Source organism: Pseudomonas sp. DW-iso3 (assembly GCF_058725305.1).
Map to the genome: position 1 here is coordinate 173,022 of NZ_JBZXDZ010000004.1, position 20,684 is coordinate 193,705.

A 20,684-nucleotide genomic window follows, 5' to 3' on the forward strand; every position below is an offset into this window, starting at 1 on the left:
AAGGTGATCCTTTTATTGTTATAGGGTGAATGCCTGGCGGAAACGCTCCAGGGCCAACTCGCTGTCGCCGCTGGCCCAGCCCTCCAGGGCGACCACGCCGCTGTAGCCCATGGCGTGCAGGGCCCTGGCAATGGCAGGGTAGTGAATTTCACCGGTGCCGGGCTCCTGGCGTCCCGGCACGTCGGCCACCTGGATTTCACCGATGGCGCTGCCGGCGCGCTGGATCAGCTCGATCAGGTTTCCTTCGCCGATCTGCGCGTGGTACAGGTCCAGGTTCATCTTCAAGTGGGGGCTGCCCACGGCCTCGATCAGCGCCAGGGTATCGTCGGCGCGGGCGAAGGGCGTACCGGGGTGGTCGACGTCGGTGTTGAGGTTTTCCAGCAGGAACACACGGCCGGCGTCTTCCCCCAGGCGCGCGATTTTTTCCAGGGTTTTGCAGGCGCTCAGCCACATGCGACCGGTGGTCTGGCTCACGGGTTGAACGGGCAGGCCGCCGTCACCCAGGCCGGTGCCGTGCAGGTTGAGGCTGGGGCAGTTCAAGTGTTCGGCGACGCTCAAAGACTCACGGGCGCTGTCGAGCAATTGGCGGATGCCGTCGGGGTCGGTGAGGGTGCCGCTGATATAGCCCGTCATGGAGGTGAAATCGACGCCGGTGGCGGCCAGGGCGGCGATGTCCTTATTGGTCCAGTTCCAGATTTCCGCGCTGAACCCTAGCGCGTGAATACGCTTTACGCGCTCGATGAAGGGCAGGTCGAGAAACACCATCTCGGCACTGATCGCCAGTTTGAATGGGCTCATATGGCCACCGCCTTGCCGGTTTCGAACGACTCGATGCAGGCACGGGCAATCGCCAGGGCCGCCCGCGCATCCTCTCCGCTTGCCATCGGCTTGGCGCCGCTGCGCAGGCAGTCGACAAAGTGGTTGAGCTCGGCGATGTAAGCGTCGCGCAACAGGTCGGTGTCCAGGCGCTGGGTGTCGGCCTGAATGCCTTGGGCCAGGTAGCGCAAAAGGTCGGAATCGTTGAGGCTGCCCATGCTCAGCATGCCGGCGCTGCCGAACACTTCGCCGCGTACGTCGTAGCCATACACGGCCTGGAAATTGGCCTCGGCGGTGGCGATGGCGCCGTTGTCGAAGCGGATCGCAACCACGGCGGTGTCGAGGAAGCCTTTGCTTTTGTATTCCGGGGCAATCAGTGCGTCCGCCATCACGTAGACCTGCACAGCCTCGGCGCCGGGGTTGAGGTAGCGCAGGGTATCGAAGTCGTGGATCAGGGTTTCGAGAAAGATCACCCATTGCGGCGAATTGGCCGGGTTGTTCAGCGCCGGGTCGCGGGTCAGCGAGCGCAGCAACTGCGGAGTCCCGATGCGGCCGGCGGCGACGTCGAGGTGCGCGGTGCGAAAGCTCTTGGCGAAACGCCGGTTGAAGCCGACCTGCAGCGGCACCCGCGCATCGGCGGCGGCAGCGATGGCGCGATCGGCTTCATCGAGGGTGATGGCCATGGGCTTTTCGCAAAAGATGCCCTTGCCGGCGCGGGCGGCGCTGATCACCAGCTCGGCGTGGCTGCGGGCAGGGGCGGCGATGAGTACGCCGTCGATATCCGGGTCGTCGAGTAACTGCTGCGGGTCGGTATAGACCTTGCTCACGCCTAATTCAGCGGCGAGGCGAGCGGCCTGGCCAGGCGTCGGGTCGGCAATTGCCGCCAGGCTGGCACCGGGGATATGCCGAGCTGCGGTCAAGCCGTGGAAACTGCCCATGCGACCGGCACCGATCAAACCCAGGCGGATGTTGTGTGTACTCATGAAATAACCCCTTGTTGTTATTGGCCCCAGGACGGTCCTGATGGGCAAATGCACATGAGCAAGGGATATGCCAATTCATAACTCATTGATAACAAAGGGTTAATGTTTATGTGAAAACAAAAAGTGTTCATTCTGATGACATGTCTATACTGACATGTCAAAAACGTGAACATGGAAACTGCCCTCATGAGCATGGCGTTCAGCGTGCAAGACCTTGACTACCTGACGGCCCTGGGGCCTGCCGCGTTGAATGATGGCCCGGTTCCCGCGCTTGAGCAGGCATGGCACGACTGCCTGGCCGGCCAGGTCGAGCGCCCGGCGCACGTGCGCCAAGTGATCTGGGCGTCGTGGCGGCGCAGTGTCGAGGCGGGTATTGACCCGGCAGACAACGCGTACCGCTTCGTCGCCGCGGACACCCTGGCCGCCACCCAGGCCGACCACCGCGTGCTGATCGCCGCCGCGGCGCAAGTCATGCACGGTTTGCTGGCCTACAACCCGCGCGGTCATATCAACCTCACCGACGCCGATGGCACCACCTTGTATTTCTGCGGGCTGGACATCACCCCCGTGGGCAGTCGCCTGCTGGAATCGGTGCAAGGCACCAACTGCACCGGCCTGGCGCTGGCCGAGGATCACTTGGTGTACGTGCTGGCCGAGGAGAATTTCGGCATCGGCCTGCGCCAGCGCCGCATGCACTGCGCCGCCGCACCGATCAAGAATACCCAAGGCCAGACCGTGGCCATGCTGACCCTCACCGCTGAACCCGGCTGGTTTCACTTCCATACCCTCGGCACGGTGCAGGCCGCAGCCGAAGCCGTATCGCGGCAGATGGCGCTGCATGGTTTGTTGGAAGAACAGCAAACCGTCCTCGAAGTGCTCAACGAAGGCCTGGTGGTGCTGGATGAGCGAGGGTGTATCAAGGCGCTCAACCGCTATGCGCGGCAACTGTTCGGGGTGGGGCTGGAGCTGATCGGTCGGCCGTTCCAGCAACTGGGCCGTAGCGAATTAAGCGACTCGATGGGTGAGGCCGTTCGCGACCGCGACTGCACCTTCCAGCTGCACAACCGCAGTCAACTCGCCTGCCTGGTCTCGGTGTGCCCGCTGGAGCAGGGCGGGGTGATCGTGTCACTGCGAGAGAACCGCCGCATCCGCGAAATCACCCGGCGCATTATCGGCACCCAGGCCAGCTACACCTTCGACACCATTCAGGGCAGCTCGCGGGCGATCCAGGACGCGCTGCACCTGGGGCGCATCGCCAGCCGCAGTGATTCCACCACCCTGATCCTTGGCGAAAGCGGCACCGGCAAGGAGCTGTTCGCCCAGGCCATCCACAATGGCAGCGACCGCTGCAACGGCCCGTTCGTGGCGGTCAACTGCGGCGCGATTCCACGAGACCTGGTGCAAAGCGAGCTGTTTGGCCACGTCGAAGGTGCGTTCACCGGCTCGGCCCGTGGCGGCTCGGCGGGCAAGTTCGAACTGGCGGATGGCGGCACCATCTTTCTCGATGAGATTGGCGACATGTCCTTCGATGCCCAGGTCAGCCTGCTGCGGGTGTTGCAGGAAGGTGAAATCACTCGGGTGGGCGCGAAAAATTCGCGGCAAGTGGACGTGCGCATCATCGCCGCCACCCACCGCAACCTCAGCCAGGCGGTTGCGCAGGGCGCGTTTCGCGAAGACCTCTACTACCGCCTGAACGTGCTGAACCTGACCGTGCCGCCGCTGCGCATGCGCCGCGAAGACATTCCACTGCTGGCGCGGCACTTCCTGGCCCGCTGCGCACGCTCGCTGCGTAAATCGGTGCAGGGCTTTTCGCCGGAGGCGATGGCATTGCTGTCGGCCTATGGCTGGCCGGGCAATGTGCGCGAGTTGGAAAACAGCATCGAACGGGCGACCAACCTGGCGATGGGGGCGCTGATCGAACCGGTGGATCTGCCGCTGGAAAACCGCCAACGCGCCCCGCTGCGCGCCTACGAACCGCAAGCCGCCCAGGACCTCAGCAGCCACGAAAGGCACGCCATCGTCGCCGCACTCACAAACACTGGCGGCAACATCCGCCTGGCTGCGCGACAACTGAACGTGTCGCGGGGTGGGCTGTACAACAAGATGAGTCGGTTTGGGCTGAATGCCGCAGATTTCCGCAGCCCCTTGTAGGCGCTGTGTGTCAGTGACCCATGTTTTCCGACGTCACGATCTGCGGCGGGATATACACCCGCTGCTGTACCGGATCGAACGCCTCAGTGCTCTGCAACTGCACCATCAACTGCACCAGCGCTATTGCTGTCTGCCCCGGCTGCGAATCCATCACCACATCAATCAACCCCTGGCGCAGTGCGTGGCGTGACAGCTCGGTCGACTCCTGCAAGATGCAACACAACGCCGGCCGCTTGGGCAACTGTGCCAGGGCGCTGATGATGCCGTCACCGCCGCCGCCCACCACGCATAACCCGCGCAGGTCGCTGTGGCGGCTGAGCAGGTCGAGGGTGGCTTCTTCGGTGATATCGCAGTTGTCGAGGTTGATCAGCGGCTCCAACGGCTTGAGCCCCGGCGCGTGCTCGGCCAGGTAGCTGTGCAGGCCTTCGACCCGCGCCTGGTGGCCGAGAAAACGATGGCCGCCGAGCAGAATCCCCACGCTGCCTTTGCGCGCGCCACAGGTGCGCGCGAGCAGCCAGCCCATGGTGCGGCCGACCACATGGTTGTCCTGGCCTACATAGGGTTCTTCGGCCTGTTTGTGAATGTCCGATAGCAGGGCAACCACCGGCACCCCGGCTTCGCGAATCTGCTTGAGGCAGGCGTTGATCAGCGGGTGGGCAAAGCTGACCACCGCGAGGCCATTGCACTGCACGGCCAGCTGTTCGATTTGCGCAACGATGGCGGCGGGCGTGCGATCAACGATGTAGTCGAACTGGCACGTCAGGTTGGCGCCCGCATGCTGCTCGGCGGCGGCGCTGATCGCGTGCGCCAGGCTGGCATAGAACGCCTGGGCGGTAGCCAGTAACAGGATGCCGAAGCGATAGGTTGGCCGGCGTTCGCGGATACGCTGGCCGATCAACCGCGCCGCGAAATACCCCACGGCTTCGGCCGCCTGGAACACCTGCTCGGCGGTGTCGGGATTGACCGGCGCGCGTGCATTCAACACGCGGTCAACGGTGGCCACACTGAGCCCGGCATGGGCGGCAACGGTGGCGATGGTTGGGCGTTTTTTGTTGTTCATGACAGGCCCCTTGAGCGTCTTGATAGAAAACTATCAAGCCCCGCTGGGCCTGGATGATAGCTTGATAGGGAATGGATTCAAGGCCTTGAGGGTGAATTACCCGTTCTCTATGGTGGGTTTCACACAGCACCAGAAACCACCCGCTTGTGGAGAACAATAACAATGCCTGAACACACCGCTCCTATCTCGCGTCGCGACTACAGCCTCACCGGCCCCGAAGCCGCCCGCGCCTTTGATAAAGGCCTGGTCTCGGCCAGTTGGTACCAATCCCCCATCTCACGTAAGCGCATGAAAGAACTGATGCAGCGCCGCGACGGCCCGGCCCTGCTCGACACCGCTATTTGGGTGAGCGCGCTGTTTGCCACCGGTTTTGGTGGCTACTGGTTCTGGGGCACCTGGGCCTGTGTGCCGTTCTTCCTCGCCTACGGCGTGCTGTACGGTACCGCGTCCAACCCGCGCTGGCATGAAACCGGTCACGGCACCGCGTTCAAGACCCGCTGGATGAACGACGTGCTGTATCAGGTCGCCAGCTTCATGTGCATCTTCGAACCCCATGTGTGGCGCTGGAGCCATGCCCGCCATCACACCGACACCATCGTGGTTGGCCGCGACCCGGAGATCGTCGAACCGCGCCCGCCGAGCTTCTTGATGATGTTCTTGAGCCTGTTCAACCTGCCCCTGGCCTGGAAGACGTTCAGTGGCGTAGCGCGCCATGCCATTGGCAAGATGAGTGCCCAGGAGGCGGACTTCATTCCCGAATCCGAATGGCCCAAAGTGTTTCGTGCGGCGCGCATCTGGGTCGGTATTTATGCCGTGGTGATCGGCACCGCGTTGTACCTGCACAGCTGGCTGCCGCTGATGCTGGTTGGCCTGCCCAGCCTCTACGGCGCCTGGCTAGGTTACCTGTTCGGCCTCACCCAGCATGTCGGCTTGGCCGAAGACGTGCTGGACCACCGCAGCAACTGCCGCACCATCTACATGAACCGCGTGCTGCGTTTTATCTACATGGACATGAACTACCACCTCGAACACCACATGTACCCGATGGTGCCGTACCACGCGCTCGCGCAATTGCACGAAGAAATCCGCAGCGACTGCCCGCCGCCTTACGCCAACCTGTTCGAGGCGTACAAGGAAATCTTGCCGACGATCTGGAAGCAGCGCAGCGACCCGACCTACTTCATCCAGCGCCCACTGGCACACAACCCCCGTGGCGAGGGAGCTTGCTCGCGCTGGGCTGCGCAGCAGCCCCAATAAACCCAGCGCTTATTTTCAGACAAACCTGAACGCTCGATCGTGGGGCCGCTTCGCAGCCCAGCGCGAGCTCGCTCACTACAAGGTAAAAACACCATGAACGATCAATGGATCGACGTCTGCGCCGTGGGCGAAATAGACGCGGAAGACGTGCTGCGCTTCGACCACGGCCCGCATACCTACGCGGTGTACCGTTCGGCCGAGAATGAGTTTTTCGCCACCGCCGGCCTGTGCACCCACGAGAACATCCACCTGGCCGACGGCCTAGTGATGGACCACGTGATCGAGTGCCCCAAGCACAACGGGCGCTTTGACTACCGCTCGGGCAAGGCCCTCGGCGCGCCGGTGTGCGTCAACCTCAAGACCTATCCGGTGCGGGTCGAAGCGGGGCGGGTGTTGCTCGCCGTCACGGTGTGATGATGAACGCCCCTCTGATCATCGTCGGCGCCGGCCATGCCGGTGGCCGTGCGGCACTGACCCTGCGTGAAGAAGGCTACACCGGGCGCCTGATTCTGATAGGCGATGAACCGCACTTGCCCTACGAGCGGCCGCCGTTGTCCAAAGGCCTGTTGCAGGGCACAGCGGACCTGGCCGGATACAGCTTGTGCGACCGCGCACGCCTGGCCGAACTGGGCATCGAGCACATTGCGGGTAACCCAGTGACGCATCTGCAGCCGCAGCAGCATCGCCTGCAACTCGCCGACGGCCAGTGGCTGCCGTATGCCGGTCTGCTGCTGGCCACTGGTGGCCGGGCGCGACGCTTGCCCCAGGAGCAGGCCCATGTGCTTTACCTGCGCACCCATGACGAGGCGCTGGCCCTGCGCAGTGCGTTGAAGGCTGGTACGCGGCTGGTGGTGGTCGGTGGTGGCTTTATCGGCCTGGAAGTGGCAGCGACGGCACGTGGCCTGGGCTGCGAGGTGACGCTGCTCGAAGCCGGCCCGCGCCTGGCGGGGCGGGTGTTGCCGCCGGTCATCAGCGAGGCGCTGCTGACGCTGCATCGTCAGCACGGGGTCGACGTTCGCTTGAATATGGCCTTGGAATCCATCCAGGCCGACGCCGTGTGGCTGGTGGACGGGCAACGCTTGCCCTGCGACCTGGTGGTGGTTGGCATCGGCATGCAACCCAATATCGAATTGGCCGCAGCGGCGGGGTTGGAAGTAGGGCAGGGCATTCGCGTCGATAGCCACCTGCGCACCAGCGCGCCGGGCATTTATGCCGCCGGTGACGTGTGCGAGTTTCGCTTGGGTGGCGAATACCAGCGCCAGGAAACCTGGCGCAACGCCGAGGCCCAGGGGCGGCATGCGGCGCTGAACCTGCTGGGTCGCGAGCTGCCGTTCGAGGCACTCCCCGGTTTCTGGTCCGACCAGTACGACTGGGGCGTGCAGACCGTGGGTGTGATTACACCCTTGATGGTCAGCCGCCCATTGGCGAGCGGTGGCATGCTGCTGTTCTACCTGGATGCCGATCAGCGCTTGCAAGGTGCCTGCGGCTGGGCACCGGGCAACAGCGTGGCCAAGGACATAAAGCTCTGCGAACGCCTGATCAGCGCACACCTGTCGCTGGCCCCCGCCAGCCTGGCCGACCCCGAGCTGTCCCTCAAACACCTGCTGCGAGGCTGATATGCGCCAATTCCTGGTGTTCCAATCGCTGTGGGCCATGCAAACTGAACCCGGTTCGCTCGATGCCCAACTCGACCGCATCAAGGCCGCCGGTTTCGACGGCATTACCGACCATTACTTCAAGCCCGCTGAGGTCGCGCGCCTGCACGCCGCCGCCACGGCCAGGGGCCTGCAGATCGAAGGCCAGTTGTTTCCGCAAACGGTGGACGACCTGGCGGCCGCGCTGGATGTGATCAGCGGCTACGGCTGCCACCACCTCACCCTGCAAGCCGACGTACGCCCGCGTACCCAATCCGAGGCGGCCCGATTGGTCGAAGGCTGGCAGCGCCTGGCCGAGCAGGTGGACTATCCGGTGCTGCTGGAAACCCACCGTTATCGGCTCACCAATGACCTGCTGTTCACCCTCGACTTGCTGGCACAGATGCCCGACTTGAAACTGCTGGCCGACCTGTCCCACTACGTGGTCGGGCGTGAACTGCCCGAGCCTGGCGCCGCTGAGGACGACGAGCAGATTCGCCAAATTCTGCGCCACAGCTGGGGTTTCCACGGCCGCGTCGCCAGCAGCGAACAGGTGCAGGTCTCCCTGGACTTTCCCCAGCATCAAGCCTGGGTACGGCGTTTTACCGAGTGGTGGCGCTACGGGATCGAAGACTGGCTGACCCGGCCCGACACACCGCAGAGCCTGGCCTTCACTTGCGAACTGGGCCCGCCGCCCTATGCGATTACCGGCGCGGACGGTCGCGAAATCAGTGAGCGCTGGGCAGAAGCGCTGAAGATGCAGGCGTTGATTCGTGAAGTGTGGGAAAGCTGTCGGAAATGATCTGCTAATCTGCGCGGGTTCAATCTCGCCCTTTAGCCTGGACTTTCACCATGACGCCATCCTCCGTTCAGCCGCCCCTTGAGCCGCAATCTGTCTGCCATCCCATCACCAGTAGCGCGATTTTCATGGTTGCCACCGTCGCCCCCGGCGGTGAAGACCAGGTGCGTGGCTGGTGCGCGGACCTCGCCGGGCTGGTGCGCTCGGTGGGCAAGCGGGTGCCAGCGGGCAACCTGACCTGCGTGTGCGGGTTTGGCTCGGACGCGTGGGACCGACTGTTCGGTGCTCCGCGCCCGGCGGCGCTGCACCCATTTCGCGAGTTCGGTGTGGAAGGGCGCAAAGCCGTGTCGACACCGGGGGATATCCTGCTGCATATCCGCGCCGAACAGATGGACCTGTGCTTCGAACTGGCCACCCACGTGATGGCGGCCCTGGGCGACAGCGTGAAGGTGGTGGATGAGGTCCAGGGTTTCCGCTATTTCGATATGCGCAGCATCATCGGCTTTGTCGACGGCACCGAGAACCCGGTGGGGCGCAAGGCCGAGGGGTTCACCATCGTCGGTGATGAAGACAACGAATTCCGGGGCGGCAGCTACGTACTGGTGCAGAAGTACCTGCATAACATGACCGCCTGGAACAGCCTGACAGTGGAGGCCCAAGAGAAGGTGATCGGGCGTACCAAGCTGTCGGATATCGAATTGGACGAAGAGACCAAGCCCAGCAATTCCCACAGCGCGCTGACGGTCATCACCGACAAGAACGGCGAGGAAGTGAAGATCCTGCGGGACAACATGCCTTTCGGCCGGCCGGGCGCAGGCGAGTTCGGCACCTACTTCATCGGCTATGCGCGCTCGCCGGAGCCTCTGGAATTGATGCTGGAAAACATGTTCGTCGGCCGTCCGGTCGGTAACTATGACCGCCTGCTGGACTTCAGCACGGCGGTCACCGGCGGCCTGTTTTTCGTGCCTTCGGCCGACCTTCTGGAGGAACTGGCCGAGCGCAAGCTGTAGGCGCGAGCTTGCTCGCGAAGGTCGTCAACGATAACGCGGCGCCGCCCTTGTGTGCTTCGCGGGCAAGCTCGCGCCTACAGCAAGCCGGTGCTGACCGCCACGATCAGGAAGATCCCCAGCAACGCGCGATAGATCACGAACGGCCAGGTGGAGAACCGCTCCAGGAACTTCATCAGGCCCCAGATCGCAAAGAACGCCGAGATGCTCGCGACCACTAGGCCGAACAGCAAATGCGGCCAGGCATGGGCGGGCATATCGGCATGCAACAGCACCCACAGCTCCTTCAGGCCGGCGAGGGCGATGGCCGGTAGGCCGAGCAGGAACGAGAACCGCGCGGCCTCTTCACGCTTGAAGTTGAGGAACAGCGCGGCGGTGAGGGTGGAGCCGGAACGTGAGACGCCCGGAATCAGCGCACCAATCTGTGCAATGCCCACGATCAACGCATCCCGCAGGCGCATCTCACTAACCTCTCGGGTATGGCGTGCGCGCACTTCGGCCACCGCCAGCAGCACGGCCATGACCACGCAGGAAATGCCGATCACCATCAGCCCGCGCAACGGCGAGTTGCACGCATTCAGGGTCGAAGACAGCACCAGGCCGGCAATGCCGATAGGGATGGTCGCCAGCACAATCGCCACCGCCAGCTTGAACCAGCGGTCGTTGTAGTCACCTCGGCGTACCGCGCCGATGCTGCCGGTGGTCACTTGGCGCACATCGCGCCAGAAATAACTGACCACCGCCGCCAGCGCCGCCAATTGCATGGCCGCGGAAAACGCCGAGCCGGGGTCCTGCCAGCCGAGCAGGGCGGGTACTACGCGCATATGGGCGGTGGACGACACCGGCAGCAGCTCGGTAATGCCCTGGATCACGCCCAGGATGAAGATCTGCAGGTAATCCAGGGAGGCAAAACCTACATCCAGGCCGGCGGAACAGACGTTGCTCACAATACGTGTCCTTGAAAGAGGGGAGGCAATTTCGCGGAGTTTATTCGAAATGTTTCAGGGGGTTGGGGCAGGCAACACCTATTTGCAATCGGTTCAGCAAGTAGAAAGGTTGGCCGCTCTATTGGCCTGCTCCCAGGTTTTGTGAACAATGGCGCCCTGTGTTTTTTCACCGAGAGTCTCATGCCCGAAGTCACCGTCGAATTGATCCAGACCGGCCCGGAGCACGCCGAGCTGATCCGCAATCTTTACCAGTACTACGCCTATGAATCTTCTGACTGGGAACAGGAGGATGTCGAGGCCGATGGCCGTTTCTATATCCATGACGAACACCTGAGCCGTTACTGGCAGGACCCGCAATGGAGCGCCAACCTGCTGCTGGTGGATGGCTATATCGCTGGTTTCCTGTTGATCGAAGGCAGCGAGCTGCCGGGCATCGACGCCCTGGAGCTGGCCGACGTGTTCGTCCTCAAGCGCTATCGCCGCAAAGGCATCGGCCGCGCCATCGCCAGCCAGGTGCTGTGCAGCGGCGAAGCCGATTGGCTGGTGCGCTTCTATGATCAGGACGAAGTGTCCCAGGCGTTCTGGCGCACGGTGCTGGATAACCTGCCGCGTCCGGTGCAGACGATTGAGCTGGAGGATGACCCGCAGTTGGTGAGTTACCTGATTACGCGGGCGGCGTTGCACTGATTGACGCGCGCCGGCTCATCCCTGAAAGAGGCTTCGGCCTCTTTTTTTTGCCTGTGACTTAGCCATCAATGTTTTTATATGCTTAAAAAAACATTTACAAGGATGGTGCTTGCTGTGAATATGTTCAGGCGAATTTAAAAAAACAAAAACATCCGCGGTACTGATTTCGATCAGGCCATAACAACAACGACCTAACACAGGCTTGAAGCCGGCTCCTGCCCCTGGCCGGTCTTTTCAGCGAAGGAGAACATCTCCCGTGAATCGCTTACTCAATGGAACGCTGTGCGTCACCCTTGCATTGGGCGCCGGCCTTGCGCAGGCCGAGACCGCCTTGCGTGTCGGCCTGAACGCCGATATCCGTAGCACCGAACCCGGCGTCAACCGTGACGAAAATACCGACACGGTGATGCTGCACATCGTCGAGGGCCTGGTGGCCCACCGTGAAGACGCTTCCGTCGGCCCGTTGCTGGCCCGCGAGGTCAAACGCTCTGACGACGGCATGACTTACACCTTCACATTGCGCGACAGGGTGCACTTCCAGAACGGTGCGACGCTGACCGCCCAGGACGTCAAGTGGACGTGGGAACGCTACCTCAACCCCAAGACCCAATGGCGCTGCCTGGCAGAGTTCGATGGCCGCGGTGGGGCGAAAATCACCGGCATCGACACCCCGGACCCCCTCACGGTTGTCTTCCATCTCGACCAGCCCAGCGGCCTGTTCCTGGCCTCGATGGCGCGCCCCGATTGTGGTGGCAGCGGCATCCTGCACCCCGACTCGCTGGCGGCGGACGGCAGCTGGAAAGCGCCGATTGGCACCGGCCCGTTCAGCCTCGGCGAATGGAAGCCCGGACAGTACGTAGTGCTGTCGCGCTTCAAGGACTACAGCCCGCGCGATGACGCCGGGCCGGACGGCTTTACCGGCAAGAAGACCGCCCTGGTCGACGCCGTGCGCTTCATGGTGATTCCCGATCCTTCGTCGGCCAAGGCCGCCTTGATGTCCAACAACATCGACCTGTTGCCCAACGTCAGCGCCAGCGACGCCCAAGAGCTGAAATCCACGCCGGGTGTGCAGATCTCGTTCAGCCCGATCATGGCCATCTGCGGCCTGCTGTTCCAGACCAACGACCCGCTGCTCAAGGATGTGCGCATCCGTCAGGCCATCGCCCATTCCCTCGACTACGGGCAGATGGTCACTGCGCTCTCCAACGGCACCTCCGAGCCGAACAACTCGGCGATCCCGCAAACCAGTCCGTTCTACAGCGCCACCGCCAAGCAGGGTTATCGCTATGACCCGCAGGAAGCCCAGCGCCTGTTGAAAGAGGCCGGCTACCACGGCCAGCCGATCAAGATGATCGTCAACAAACGCTATTCGCAAATGTTCGACATGGGCCTGCTGAGCCAGGCGATGGCCGTGGCCAGCGGCTTGAACATCCAGATGGAAACCCTGGAATGGGGCACCCAACTGGAACGCTACCAGAGTGGCAACTACCAGATGATGGCGTTCTCTTACTCCTCGCGCCTGGACCCGGCCACCAGCTTCGACTCGCTGATGGGCGACAAGACCAAGGAACCGCGCAAGGTCTGGGACAACCCACAGGCCCAGGCGGTGCTGCGTGACGCGGTGCGCGAGAGTGACACGGCCAAGCGCCAGGCGCTGTTCGACCAGTTGCACACCATGATGATCCACGACACGCCGATGGTGATCATCTACAACGGCACGGTCGCCGCAGCGCTGCGTGACAGCGTCAAGGGCTTCCATTCGTGGCCGGTGTCGTCGCCACGGCTGTGGGGCGTCAGCCTCGCGGCGCAATAACGGGGCCTCCAGCATGTTGCGTTTTATCCTGCAAAAACTGGCCATGGCGGTCCCCACCCTGTTGCTGATCTCAGTGATGGTGTTCGCGCTGATCCGTCTGATTCCGGGTGACCCGGCGCTGCTGATGCTCGGCGACATGGCCGACCCGCAAAGCCTGGCTGACATGCGCCACACCCTCGGCCTGGATCACTCGCTGGTGACGCAGTTTCTGATCTGGTTCAAGGCCGTGTTGAGCTTTGACCTGGGGTTTTCCATCAGCACCAAGCAGGCTGTGTTGCCGCTGATTCTCGACCGCTTCAGCGTCAGCGCGACCATCGTGCTGGTGGCTGTGCTGTTCGCCACGCTGATCGCGGTGCCCATTGGCCTAATTGCCGCGTGGAAACAGAACAGCGCGCTCGACCTGGGGCTGGTGTCCATCGCGACCTTGCTGCTGTCGATCCCCAGCTTCTGGCTCGGGTTGCTGTTGCTGCACGCGTTCGGCATCCAGCTCGGCTGGTTGCCGGTGGTGGGCTACGTCAGTTTCTCCCAGGCGCCGTGGCAAGCCATGAGCTACATGGTGCTGCCGGTGGTGACCTTGACCCTGGTGGAAGTCGGCGCGATCACCCGCATGGCGCGGGCCAGCACCATCGAAGTGCTGCGCCTGGAATACATCGCCCATGCCCGGGCCAAGGGCTTGTCGGAGCGCGCGGTGTTGTGGAAACACGCGTTGCCCAACGCCTTCGCGCCGACCTGGACCCTGGTGGGGCTGATTCTCGGCAACCTGCTGGGTGGCATCGCGGTACTCGAAACCGTGTTCACCCTGCCAGGCATCGGCCGGCTGATGGTGGACGCGATTTTCGCCCGCGATTATCCGGTGCTGCAGGGCTGCTTGCTGCTGATCACCTTTATCTACGTGCTGGTCAACCTGTGTGTGGATCTGCTCTATCCGCTGTTCGATCCAAGGGTGAAGTTATGAGTTCGACTATTGCCGTGCCCGTAGCGGCCAAGCGTCGGCGCGTGTGGGCGCCGGCCAACGCCTTGATCGGTGGCGGGCTGCTGGTGGTGTTGATTGCGCTGGCGTTGATGGGGCTGGTGTGGTCACCGTTCGACCCGCTGAAGATCGACCTGATGTCGCGCTTCCAGGCCCCGTCGGCTGCTCACTGGCTGGGCACCGACGAATTTGGCCGCGATGTGTTCAGCCGTCTGTTGATTGGCGCGCGCACCAGCTTGTGGGTGAGCCTGTTGACGGTCAGCGTTGCCGTGCTGGCAGGCACCTTGATTGGCATGCTTGCCGGTTACCTGCGCGGCTGGACTGACCGCGTGTTGATGATGTTCAACGACGCGCTGCTGGCTTTTCCCGGCATCCTCATGGCGCTGGGCATTATGGCGATCATCGGCGCAAGCAAGTACGGCATCGTGCTGGCCCTGGGCATCGCCTACACGCCGTCGGTGGTGCGCGTGGTGCGCGGCACCGTACTGTCCCTGCGTGAGCTGGAGTACATCGAAGCCTCGCGGGTGATCGGCAACTCCGAGCTGTACACCATGCTGCGCCACATCGCGCCGAACTGCCTGGCGCCATTATGCGTGCTGGCCACCAGCATGTTCGGCTGGGCGCTGCTGTCGGAAAGCGCCCTGAGCTTCCTCGGCCTGGGCGTACCGCCGCCGGCGGCGACCTGGGGCAACATGCTTGCCAGCAGCCGGCCGTACATCGCTTCGGCACCCTGGCTGGGGGTGTTCCCCGGGCTGTTTATCTGCCTGACATTGCTGGCGATCAACCTGTTTGGCGACGCCCTGCGTGATCGTCTTGACCCCCGGATGAGGAAGTGAACATGTCCGCCGATCCTGTTTTGTTGAACGTCGAACACCTGAAGATCCGTGTGGGCGAACACGGCCCATTGGCGGTGGATGACCTGAGTTTCAGCATCGCGCCGGGTGAGATCGTGGCGCTGGTGGGGGAGTCCGGCAGCGGCAAGACCATGGCTGCCCGCGCGGCCATCGGCCTGCTGCCGTTGCCGATGCAAGTGTGCGGCGGACGTCTGGATTTCCAGGGGCGCGACCTGGCGAGTGTCAGCACTGAAGCGCTGCGTGCGATTCGCGGCGCCAGCATCGGCATGGTGTTCCAGGAACCGATGGTGTCGCTCAACCCGGCATTGAAAATCGGCCAACAGATGAGCGAAGCGCTCAAGCTGCACACCGACCTCGACCCTCCACAAATCCGCGAACGTTGCCTGACCATGTTGCGCCGTATCGGCATCAAGGCCGCCGAGCGCTGCCTGGAGTCCTATCCGCACCAATTCTCCGGTGGCATGCGCCAGCGCATCATGTTGGCCTCGGTGATGCTGCTGCGCCCGGCCTTGCTGATCGCCGACGAACCGACCACGGCCCTCGACTGCCTGGCGCAACTGGACGTGATCGAGTTGATGCTCGAACTGACCCGCGAGCAGGGCACCGCGATCCTGTTTATCAGCCATGACCTGTCGCTGGTAGCGCGGTACGCCCACAAGGTGGTGGTGATGCGTCACGGCAAGGCGGTGGAGCAGGGCAGCATCGAAGACATCCTGCTCGCGCCCAAGGCCGAGTACACCCGCCAGCTGTTGGAAGCGTTGCCGCGTCGGGGCGTGCTGGCGCCTTTGCCGGTCAGCAACGAGCCTTTGGTTGAAGTGGATCAGGTGTGCATCGAACACCCTGGGCCGACCACGTTCTGGGGCAAGCGTCAGCACACCCGCGTGGTGCATTCCGCCAGCCTGGTGATCGCCCCCGGCGAAACCCTGGCGCTGGTGGGCGGCAGCGGCTCGGGCAAGACCACCCTCGGGCGTTCCCTGGTGGGCCTGATCAAACCCTGTGCCGGCTCGATCCGCTTCAAAGGCGTGGACATCCTCAAGGCCGCCAACCGTACCCATCGCCTGCAATGCCAGATGATCTTCCAGGACCCCTATTCGTCCCTGAACCCGCGGATGAAAATCGGAGAAATCCTCGCCGAACCGTTGCGCCACGAACCTGGCCTGAATGCCGCCGAGCGCCGTGAACGGGTAACGCAAACCCTCAAGGACATCGGCCTGGGCGAGCAGTTTGTCGAGCGTTTCCCCCACCAGCTCTCCGGCGGCCAGCGCCAGCGCGTCGCCATTGGCCGGGCATTGGTGCGACACCCGCAACTGGTGATTGCCGACGAACCGATCTCGGCGCTGGACATGACTATCCAGAAACAGATCCTCGAACTGTTCGAGCGTCTGCAGGCGCAGTACGGTTTTGCCTGCCTGTTCATTTCCCATGACCTGGCGGCGGTGGAGCGCATTGCCCATCGGGTTGCGGTGATGCATCAGGGCAATGTGGTGGAAGTGGGCGCGCGCGAGCAGATCTTCGATCACCCGCAGCACCCGTACACCCGGCAACTGCTGGCCGCCGCCAGCCCGCTGGAGCAACTGCCGGACGGTGGCTACCGAATACGACCGGCCATTTAAACCCCTGATTTCACCCGGCGCGCAGACCCTCACGTCTGCGCGATGGGGAATGTCGTGCCCAAAAAAACAATAAGACCTACTCACCCATAACGACTGCCAGGAGCCAAGAACATGCACAACAACACTCTCAACCTGATCTTGAAGGGCGTCGGCCTCATGAGCGGGGGGCTGCTGTGTGCCCCGGCCCAGGCTGACTTCATCAAGGACAGCAAGGCAGATCTGGACCTCAAGAACTACTACTTCAACCGCGATTACCGTGAAGACGCCGGGCAATCCAAGCGTGAGGAATGGGCCCAGGGATTTATCCTCAACCTCAAGTCTGGCTTTACCGAAGGCACCGTCGGCTTTGGTGTGGACGTGGTAGGCATGCTCGGCCTCAAGCTCGATTCCAGCCCGGACCGCTCCGGCTCCGGCCTGTTGTCCAGGGACAACGATGCCACGCCGGGCAAGCCGAGCTATTCCAAGCGCGCCCATGACGAGTATTCCAAGTACGGCGTGACCGGCAAGGTGCGCTTCGCCCAGAGCGAGCTGCGCAGCGGTTACCTGCTGCCGGACCTGCCGACCTTGCAGCCCAACACCAGCCGACTGTTCCCGCAGACCTTCCGGGGCACTCAGGTGACGTCCACGGACATCGCCGGGCTGGCGTTGATCGGCGGGCAGATCGACCAGACCAAGCAGCGCGAATCCACCGAATACGAAGACATGGGGCTGACCAGCCAGAGCGGTGCCTACAAAAGCACCGCCAAGAGTGATCGTTTCCGCTTTGCCGGTGGCGATTACAAGCTCACGCCGGGGATGACGTTGAGCTACCACTTTGCGCAGTTGGAGGATATCTACCAGCAGCATTTCGTAGGGCTGAAAAACAGCTTCGCCCTGGGCGGTGGCACGCTCAAGACGGATATCCGTTATTTCGATGCGGACAAGTCCGGTGCTGGCCTGGCGGGCAAGGTGGATAACCGTGCGCTGAGTACGCGGGCGATGTTCAGCTACAAGGGGCACAGTCTGGGTGGGGGGTATCAGGAGCAGTATGGGGACACCCCGTTTACTTATGTGGACGGGACCAATACCTATCTGTTTTCCGAGTATCAGTTGAGTAATTTCTCGCAGACCAATGAGCGGGTCTGGCATGCGCGCTATGACTTTGATTTTGCGGCGCTGGGTGTACCGGGGCTGACGTTTTCAACGCGTTGGGCCAAGGGTGATCAGGCGCAGGTGAAGGGGTTCGCGGGGGAGGGGCGTGAGTGGGAGCAGGATATTGATTTGGGGTATGTGTTTCAGTCTGGAACGCTGAAAGGGGTGTCGTTGCGTTGGCGCAATGGGTTGAGCAAGGCTAACTATTTACGGGATATGAATGAGAACCGGGTGATTGTCGGTTATACCGTGGCGCTTTGGTAATGAAAGTGGGGGCGACGTGGTGTGAGTGTGGGAGCTGGCTTGCCTGCGATGGCGGTCTGTCGGTGTACATGTCCATTGCGACAGGGGTTGCGTGTGTGGTTAAGGTCTGGCCGGTTTCGAGCGTGCTTCGAGGCCGGGTCGGGCCCGTCAGGGGCATGGGCGCGCGCCCCTCATCCCTTGTTGCGTGCCACGCGCAACTTGCTCGCCACATCCAGGTGTCGATGCAGCAGCGTCGACGCCCATTCGTTATCGCCTTGCTCCAGGGCATCCAGAATCGCCAGGTGTTCACAGCACGAGACCTTGACCCTTTCCTGATTGTTCACGGTGTGGAACTCGGTCAGTCGACGCAACCGGTTCTGCTGCTGGATCGCCTGCAGGATGTAGCCGTTGCCCGATGCCGCCGCCAACAGTTCGTGGAATTCGGCGTTGTATTCGATAAAGCGTTGCCCATCGACTTTGCCTTCCAGCAGTTCCATCTGGCGTTCGCGGCAACGACGGAATTGTTCGGGGTTGATCTTGAAGGTCGGCTCCAGCAACCCGGCTGGCTCCAGCAGCATGCGGAAGCGGTAGCTCTCGAAGCGAGTCTGCGGGCTATTCAGCGTCGGCAGGAACTGCCAGCCGTGTCCGTGCTTGCGTTGCATCACGCCTTCGTCGGAAAGGCGCAACAGGCAGCGGCGCAGCACGCTTTTGCCGACCCCATAGCGGCGCAGCAGGTCGCTCTCGGAGATCTGGTCGGGCAGCACCTGGTTCAGACGGTCGTCGATCAGCCGCGTGTACAGCTCGTCCTCTTCGTTGTGCAGCTCGGTGAAGTGCTGCGCCAAGCCTTCGGTGGTTTCCAGCGGTACGCGATAGCCCTGTTGCGGCAGCGGCTCAATGGCTTTCTGTTCGGCCAGGTACGCCAGTGCGCTGCGGATGGGCGAGCGCGAGACGCCCAGGCGTTGGGCCAGTTCCACTTCCTTGAGGTGCAGACCGGGTTGCAGGTCGCCGCTGGCGATGGCGGCAAGGATCTGGCCGGCGACTTTGGTCTGCAGCGAGGTGAGTTGGGACATGGTGCGAGGTCGTTCCTGTGACAGGGGAGGCAAGGATACCCGGAAAAACTGAATTATAGGGGGCTCAAATACATCAGGGCCGCAGCGAATAAAACTTTATCTGCACTATTTGAAATATAAAAACATCATTGAGGACCCATCATGACCTACATCCCGCTGCCCAGAGCCTTGCCCCATGAGCGCGGCGTCGACCCGGCCGGCGTTGTTGACTTCCTCCAGGCCGTGACCGAGCAAGGCCTAGAGCTGCACAGTTTCCTGCTGTATCGCCAGGGTGCGGTGGTGGCCGAGGCGTACTGGCAGCCCTATTCGGCGCATCGCCTGCACGTGCAGCATTCGGCCACCAAGAGCTGGACGGCCACGGCGATCGGCCTGCTGATCGACGACGGTCGCTTGAGCCTCGATGCCAAGGTGGTGAGCTTTTTCCCCGAGCTGTGCCCGCAACCCATCAGCGCCAACCTGGCGGCCATGACCGTGGAAGACCTGCTGACCATGCGCACCGGTCACACCCGTGGCATTTCTGGCGGCGATTGGCGCAACCTGCAAAGCAGCTGGGTCGAAGCCTTTCTCAATGAGCCGGTGGACGAGCCACCTGGGCAGTCGTTTATCTATAGCAGTGCGTCAAGTTTCATGTTGTCGGCCATCGTCACCCAGGTCACTGGGCAGACGATGCACGCGTTGTTGCAGGCGCGCGTCCTCGACTATCTGGGCCTCGATCACCTGGAGTGGGACCTGGCTCCCGGTGGGTTCAACTCTGGAGGCAATGGCTTGAGTTGCACCAGCGAAGATTCGTTGAAGTTTGGCGTGTTGCACCTCAACCACGGCCAATGGCAAGGGCGCCAGTTGCTGTCGCCAGAGTGGGTCAGTGAGGCCACGCGCAATCAGGTGCAGGACGTGTGGATGGGTGAGTTCGACGGCAAGCAGTACCTGCCGCGCGACAAGAACAAAGCCAATGAAGCCCAGCGTGAAGGCTATGGCTACCAATGGTGGATGACCGAACACGGCGGTTATTACGCCTCGGGCGTGTTCGGCCAACAGTGCATGGTGCTGCCGGAACAGGACACGGTGATTGTCTTCACCTGCGGCCTGCGCCTGGGGGAAAAGCGTTTGCACGCGGCGCTGTGGCAGCACCTGTTCCCGGCGCTGGGGCGTACCGCCGTTGATGCCAATGCCAGCCAGACGCAACTGGATGCGCTGATCGACGGCCTGCGCCTGCCGACGCTGCAGGGTTTGCAAAGCTCGCCCGCCAGCCGTGCACTGCAGGGCCGTTTCGCCATTGAACCGAATGAGGATGGCGTGCGCGAAGTGGCCTTCGATTTCCAGGCGGATTACTGCGATTTCACCCTGGTGGATCATCGCGGCACTCATCACGTGCGCGCCGGTTTCCGACAGCCGATCGAGACCCTCACCAGCCTCACCGGCAATTACTTGCACCACCAGTATCAGCCTGAACAGACCGCCGTGGTCGCGCAGGCCTGCTGGTCCACGGAAGGTGAGTTACGTATGGACTGGCGCTTCGTCGAAACCGCCTTTGGCGACCACGTTACCGGCCGCGTGCAAGACGGGCGCCTGCGTTTCGACCGGGGCGTCAACACCAACGCCGGTGCCCTGCAACGCCCGACCCTGATCGGCTCACGAATCCCGCTTTAAGG

General features: G+C 62.7%; 18 protein-coding genes. 13 read left to right on the forward strand and 5 right to left on the reverse strand.

Annotated features, from left to right (window positions below; genetic code table 11):
* Window positions 1-18: 18 nt before the first annotated feature.
* Both AC4PS7_RS13000 and AC4PS7_RS13005 read right to left on the reverse strand, forming a co-directional pair.
* Window positions 19-798: a TIM barrel protein gene (locus tag AC4PS7_RS13000; RefSeq protein ID WP_047542720.1), complete on the reverse strand. Its 780-nt coding sequence runs from the start codon at window positions 796-798 to the stop codon at window positions 19-21.
* Window positions 795-1,799, reverse strand: coding sequence for a Gfo/Idh/MocA family oxidoreductase (locus AC4PS7_RS13005; protein WP_010211200.1), 1,005 nt, complete (start codon window positions 1,797-1,799; stop codon window positions 795-797). The genes AC4PS7_RS13000 and AC4PS7_RS13005 overlap by 4 nt, the downstream gene beginning before the upstream one ends.
* 186 nt (window positions 1,800-1,985) lie before the next feature.
* Here AC4PS7_RS13005 and AC4PS7_RS13010 point away from each other — a divergent pair, with 186 nt between their 5' ends.
* The gene (locus AC4PS7_RS13010; RefSeq protein ID WP_047542714.1) at window positions 1,986-3,950 is read left to right on the forward strand and encodes a sigma-54 interaction domain-containing protein; all 1,965 of its coding nucleotides are present in this window, start codon (window positions 1,986-1,988) and stop codon (window positions 3,948-3,950) included.
* Window positions 3,951-3,960: 10 nt separating this feature from the next.
* Here AC4PS7_RS13010 and AC4PS7_RS13015 read toward each other — a convergent pair whose 3' ends face one another.
* Window positions 3,961-5,010, reverse strand: coding sequence for a LacI family DNA-binding transcriptional regulator (locus AC4PS7_RS13015; protein ID WP_492179464.1), 1,050 nt, complete (start codon window positions 5,008-5,010; stop codon window positions 3,961-3,963).
* A gap of 162 nt (window positions 5,011-5,172) precedes the next feature.
* Here AC4PS7_RS13015 and AC4PS7_RS13020 point away from each other — a divergent pair, with 162 nt between their 5' ends.
* From AC4PS7_RS13020 to AC4PS7_RS13040, 5 genes are all read left to right on the forward strand, one after another.
* Complete coding sequence (locus AC4PS7_RS13020; protein WP_010211197.1) at window positions 5,173-6,267, forward strand: fatty acid desaturase family protein; 1,095 nt, start codon at window positions 5,173-5,175, stop codon at window positions 6,265-6,267.
* Window positions 6,268-6,360: 93 nt separating this feature from the next.
* Window positions 6,361-6,681 carry a MocE family 2Fe-2S type ferredoxin gene (locus tag AC4PS7_RS13025; protein WP_010211196.1) on the forward strand — a complete coding sequence of 107 codons (321 nt, stop codon included), beginning with the start codon at window positions 6,361-6,363 and terminating at the stop codon, window positions 6,679-6,681.
* 2 nt (window positions 6,682-6,683) lie between these two features.
* The gene (locus AC4PS7_RS13030; RefSeq protein WP_029529178.1) at window positions 6,684-7,883 is read left to right on the forward strand and encodes an NAD(P)/FAD-dependent oxidoreductase; all 1,200 of its coding nucleotides are present in this window, start codon (window positions 6,684-6,686) and stop codon (window positions 7,881-7,883) included.
* 1 nt (window position 7,884) lies between these two features.
* Window positions 7,885-8,703, forward strand: coding sequence for a sugar phosphate isomerase/epimerase family protein (locus AC4PS7_RS13035; protein ID WP_010211194.1), 819 nt, complete (start codon window positions 7,885-7,887; stop codon window positions 8,701-8,703).
* Between the two features lie 50 nt (window positions 8,704-8,753).
* Window positions 8,754-9,710 (forward strand): Dyp-type peroxidase, encoded by a 957-nt coding sequence (locus AC4PS7_RS13040; RefSeq protein WP_021493328.1) that lies wholly within the window; start codon window positions 8,754-8,756, stop codon window positions 9,708-9,710.
* 74 nt (window positions 9,711-9,784) lie between these two features.
* Here AC4PS7_RS13040 and AC4PS7_RS13045 read toward each other — a convergent pair whose 3' ends face one another.
* The gene (locus AC4PS7_RS13045; protein ID WP_010211192.1) at window positions 9,785-10,654 is read right to left on the reverse strand and encodes an undecaprenyl-diphosphate phosphatase; all 870 of its coding nucleotides are present in this window, start codon (window positions 10,652-10,654) and stop codon (window positions 9,785-9,787) included.
* Window positions 10,655-10,834: 180 nt separating this feature from the next.
* On the opposite strand from AC4PS7_RS13045, the gene AC4PS7_RS13050 reads away from it, so the two are divergent.
* From AC4PS7_RS13050 to AC4PS7_RS13075, 6 genes are all read left to right on the forward strand, one after another.
* Entirely contained in the window at window positions 10,835-11,341 is a 507-nt protein-coding gene (locus AC4PS7_RS13050; RefSeq protein ID WP_010211191.1) for a GNAT family N-acetyltransferase, read from the forward strand.
* Window positions 11,342-11,597: 256 nt separating this feature from the next.
* Window positions 11,598-13,154 carry an ABC transporter substrate-binding protein gene (locus tag AC4PS7_RS13055; RefSeq protein ID WP_010211190.1) on the forward strand — a complete coding sequence of 519 codons (1,557 nt, stop codon included), beginning with the start codon at window positions 11,598-11,600 and terminating at the stop codon, window positions 13,152-13,154.
* 13 nt (window positions 13,155-13,167) lie between these two features.
* Window positions 13,168-14,109, forward strand: coding sequence for an ABC transporter permease (locus AC4PS7_RS13060; protein WP_010211189.1), 942 nt, complete (start codon window positions 13,168-13,170; stop codon window positions 14,107-14,109).
* Complete coding sequence (locus tag AC4PS7_RS13065) at window positions 14,106-14,960, forward strand: ABC transporter permease (RefSeq protein ID WP_010211188.1); 855 nt, start codon at window positions 14,106-14,108, stop codon at window positions 14,958-14,960. The genes AC4PS7_RS13060 and AC4PS7_RS13065 overlap by 4 nt, the downstream gene beginning before the upstream one ends.
* Window positions 14,961-14,962: 2 nt before the next feature.
* Window positions 14,963-16,591 (forward strand): ABC transporter ATP-binding protein, encoded by a 1,629-nt coding sequence (locus AC4PS7_RS13070; RefSeq protein ID WP_176332109.1) that lies wholly within the window; start codon window positions 14,963-14,965, stop codon window positions 16,589-16,591.
* 156 nt (window positions 16,592-16,747) lie between these two features.
* Window positions 16,748-17,986, forward strand: coding sequence for an OprD family porin (locus tag AC4PS7_RS13075; RefSeq protein WP_492179536.1), 1,239 nt, complete (start codon window positions 16,748-16,750; stop codon window positions 17,984-17,986).
* 170 nt (window positions 17,987-18,156) lie between these two features.
* Here the strand turns inward: AC4PS7_RS13075 and AC4PS7_RS13080 are convergent, their stop codons facing one another.
* The gene (locus AC4PS7_RS13080) at window positions 18,157-19,035 is read right to left on the reverse strand and encodes a GntR family transcriptional regulator (protein ID WP_010211184.1); all 879 of its coding nucleotides are present in this window, start codon (window positions 19,033-19,035) and stop codon (window positions 18,157-18,159) included.
* 141 nt (window positions 19,036-19,176) lie between these two features.
* Between AC4PS7_RS13080 and AC4PS7_RS13085 the strand changes: the two genes are divergently transcribed.
* Window positions 19,177-20,682 carry a serine hydrolase domain-containing protein gene (locus AC4PS7_RS13085; protein ID WP_485621418.1) on the forward strand — a complete coding sequence of 502 codons (1,506 nt, stop codon included), beginning with the start codon at window positions 19,177-19,179 and terminating at the stop codon, window positions 20,680-20,682.
* Window positions 20,683-20,684 lie beyond the last annotated feature (2 nt).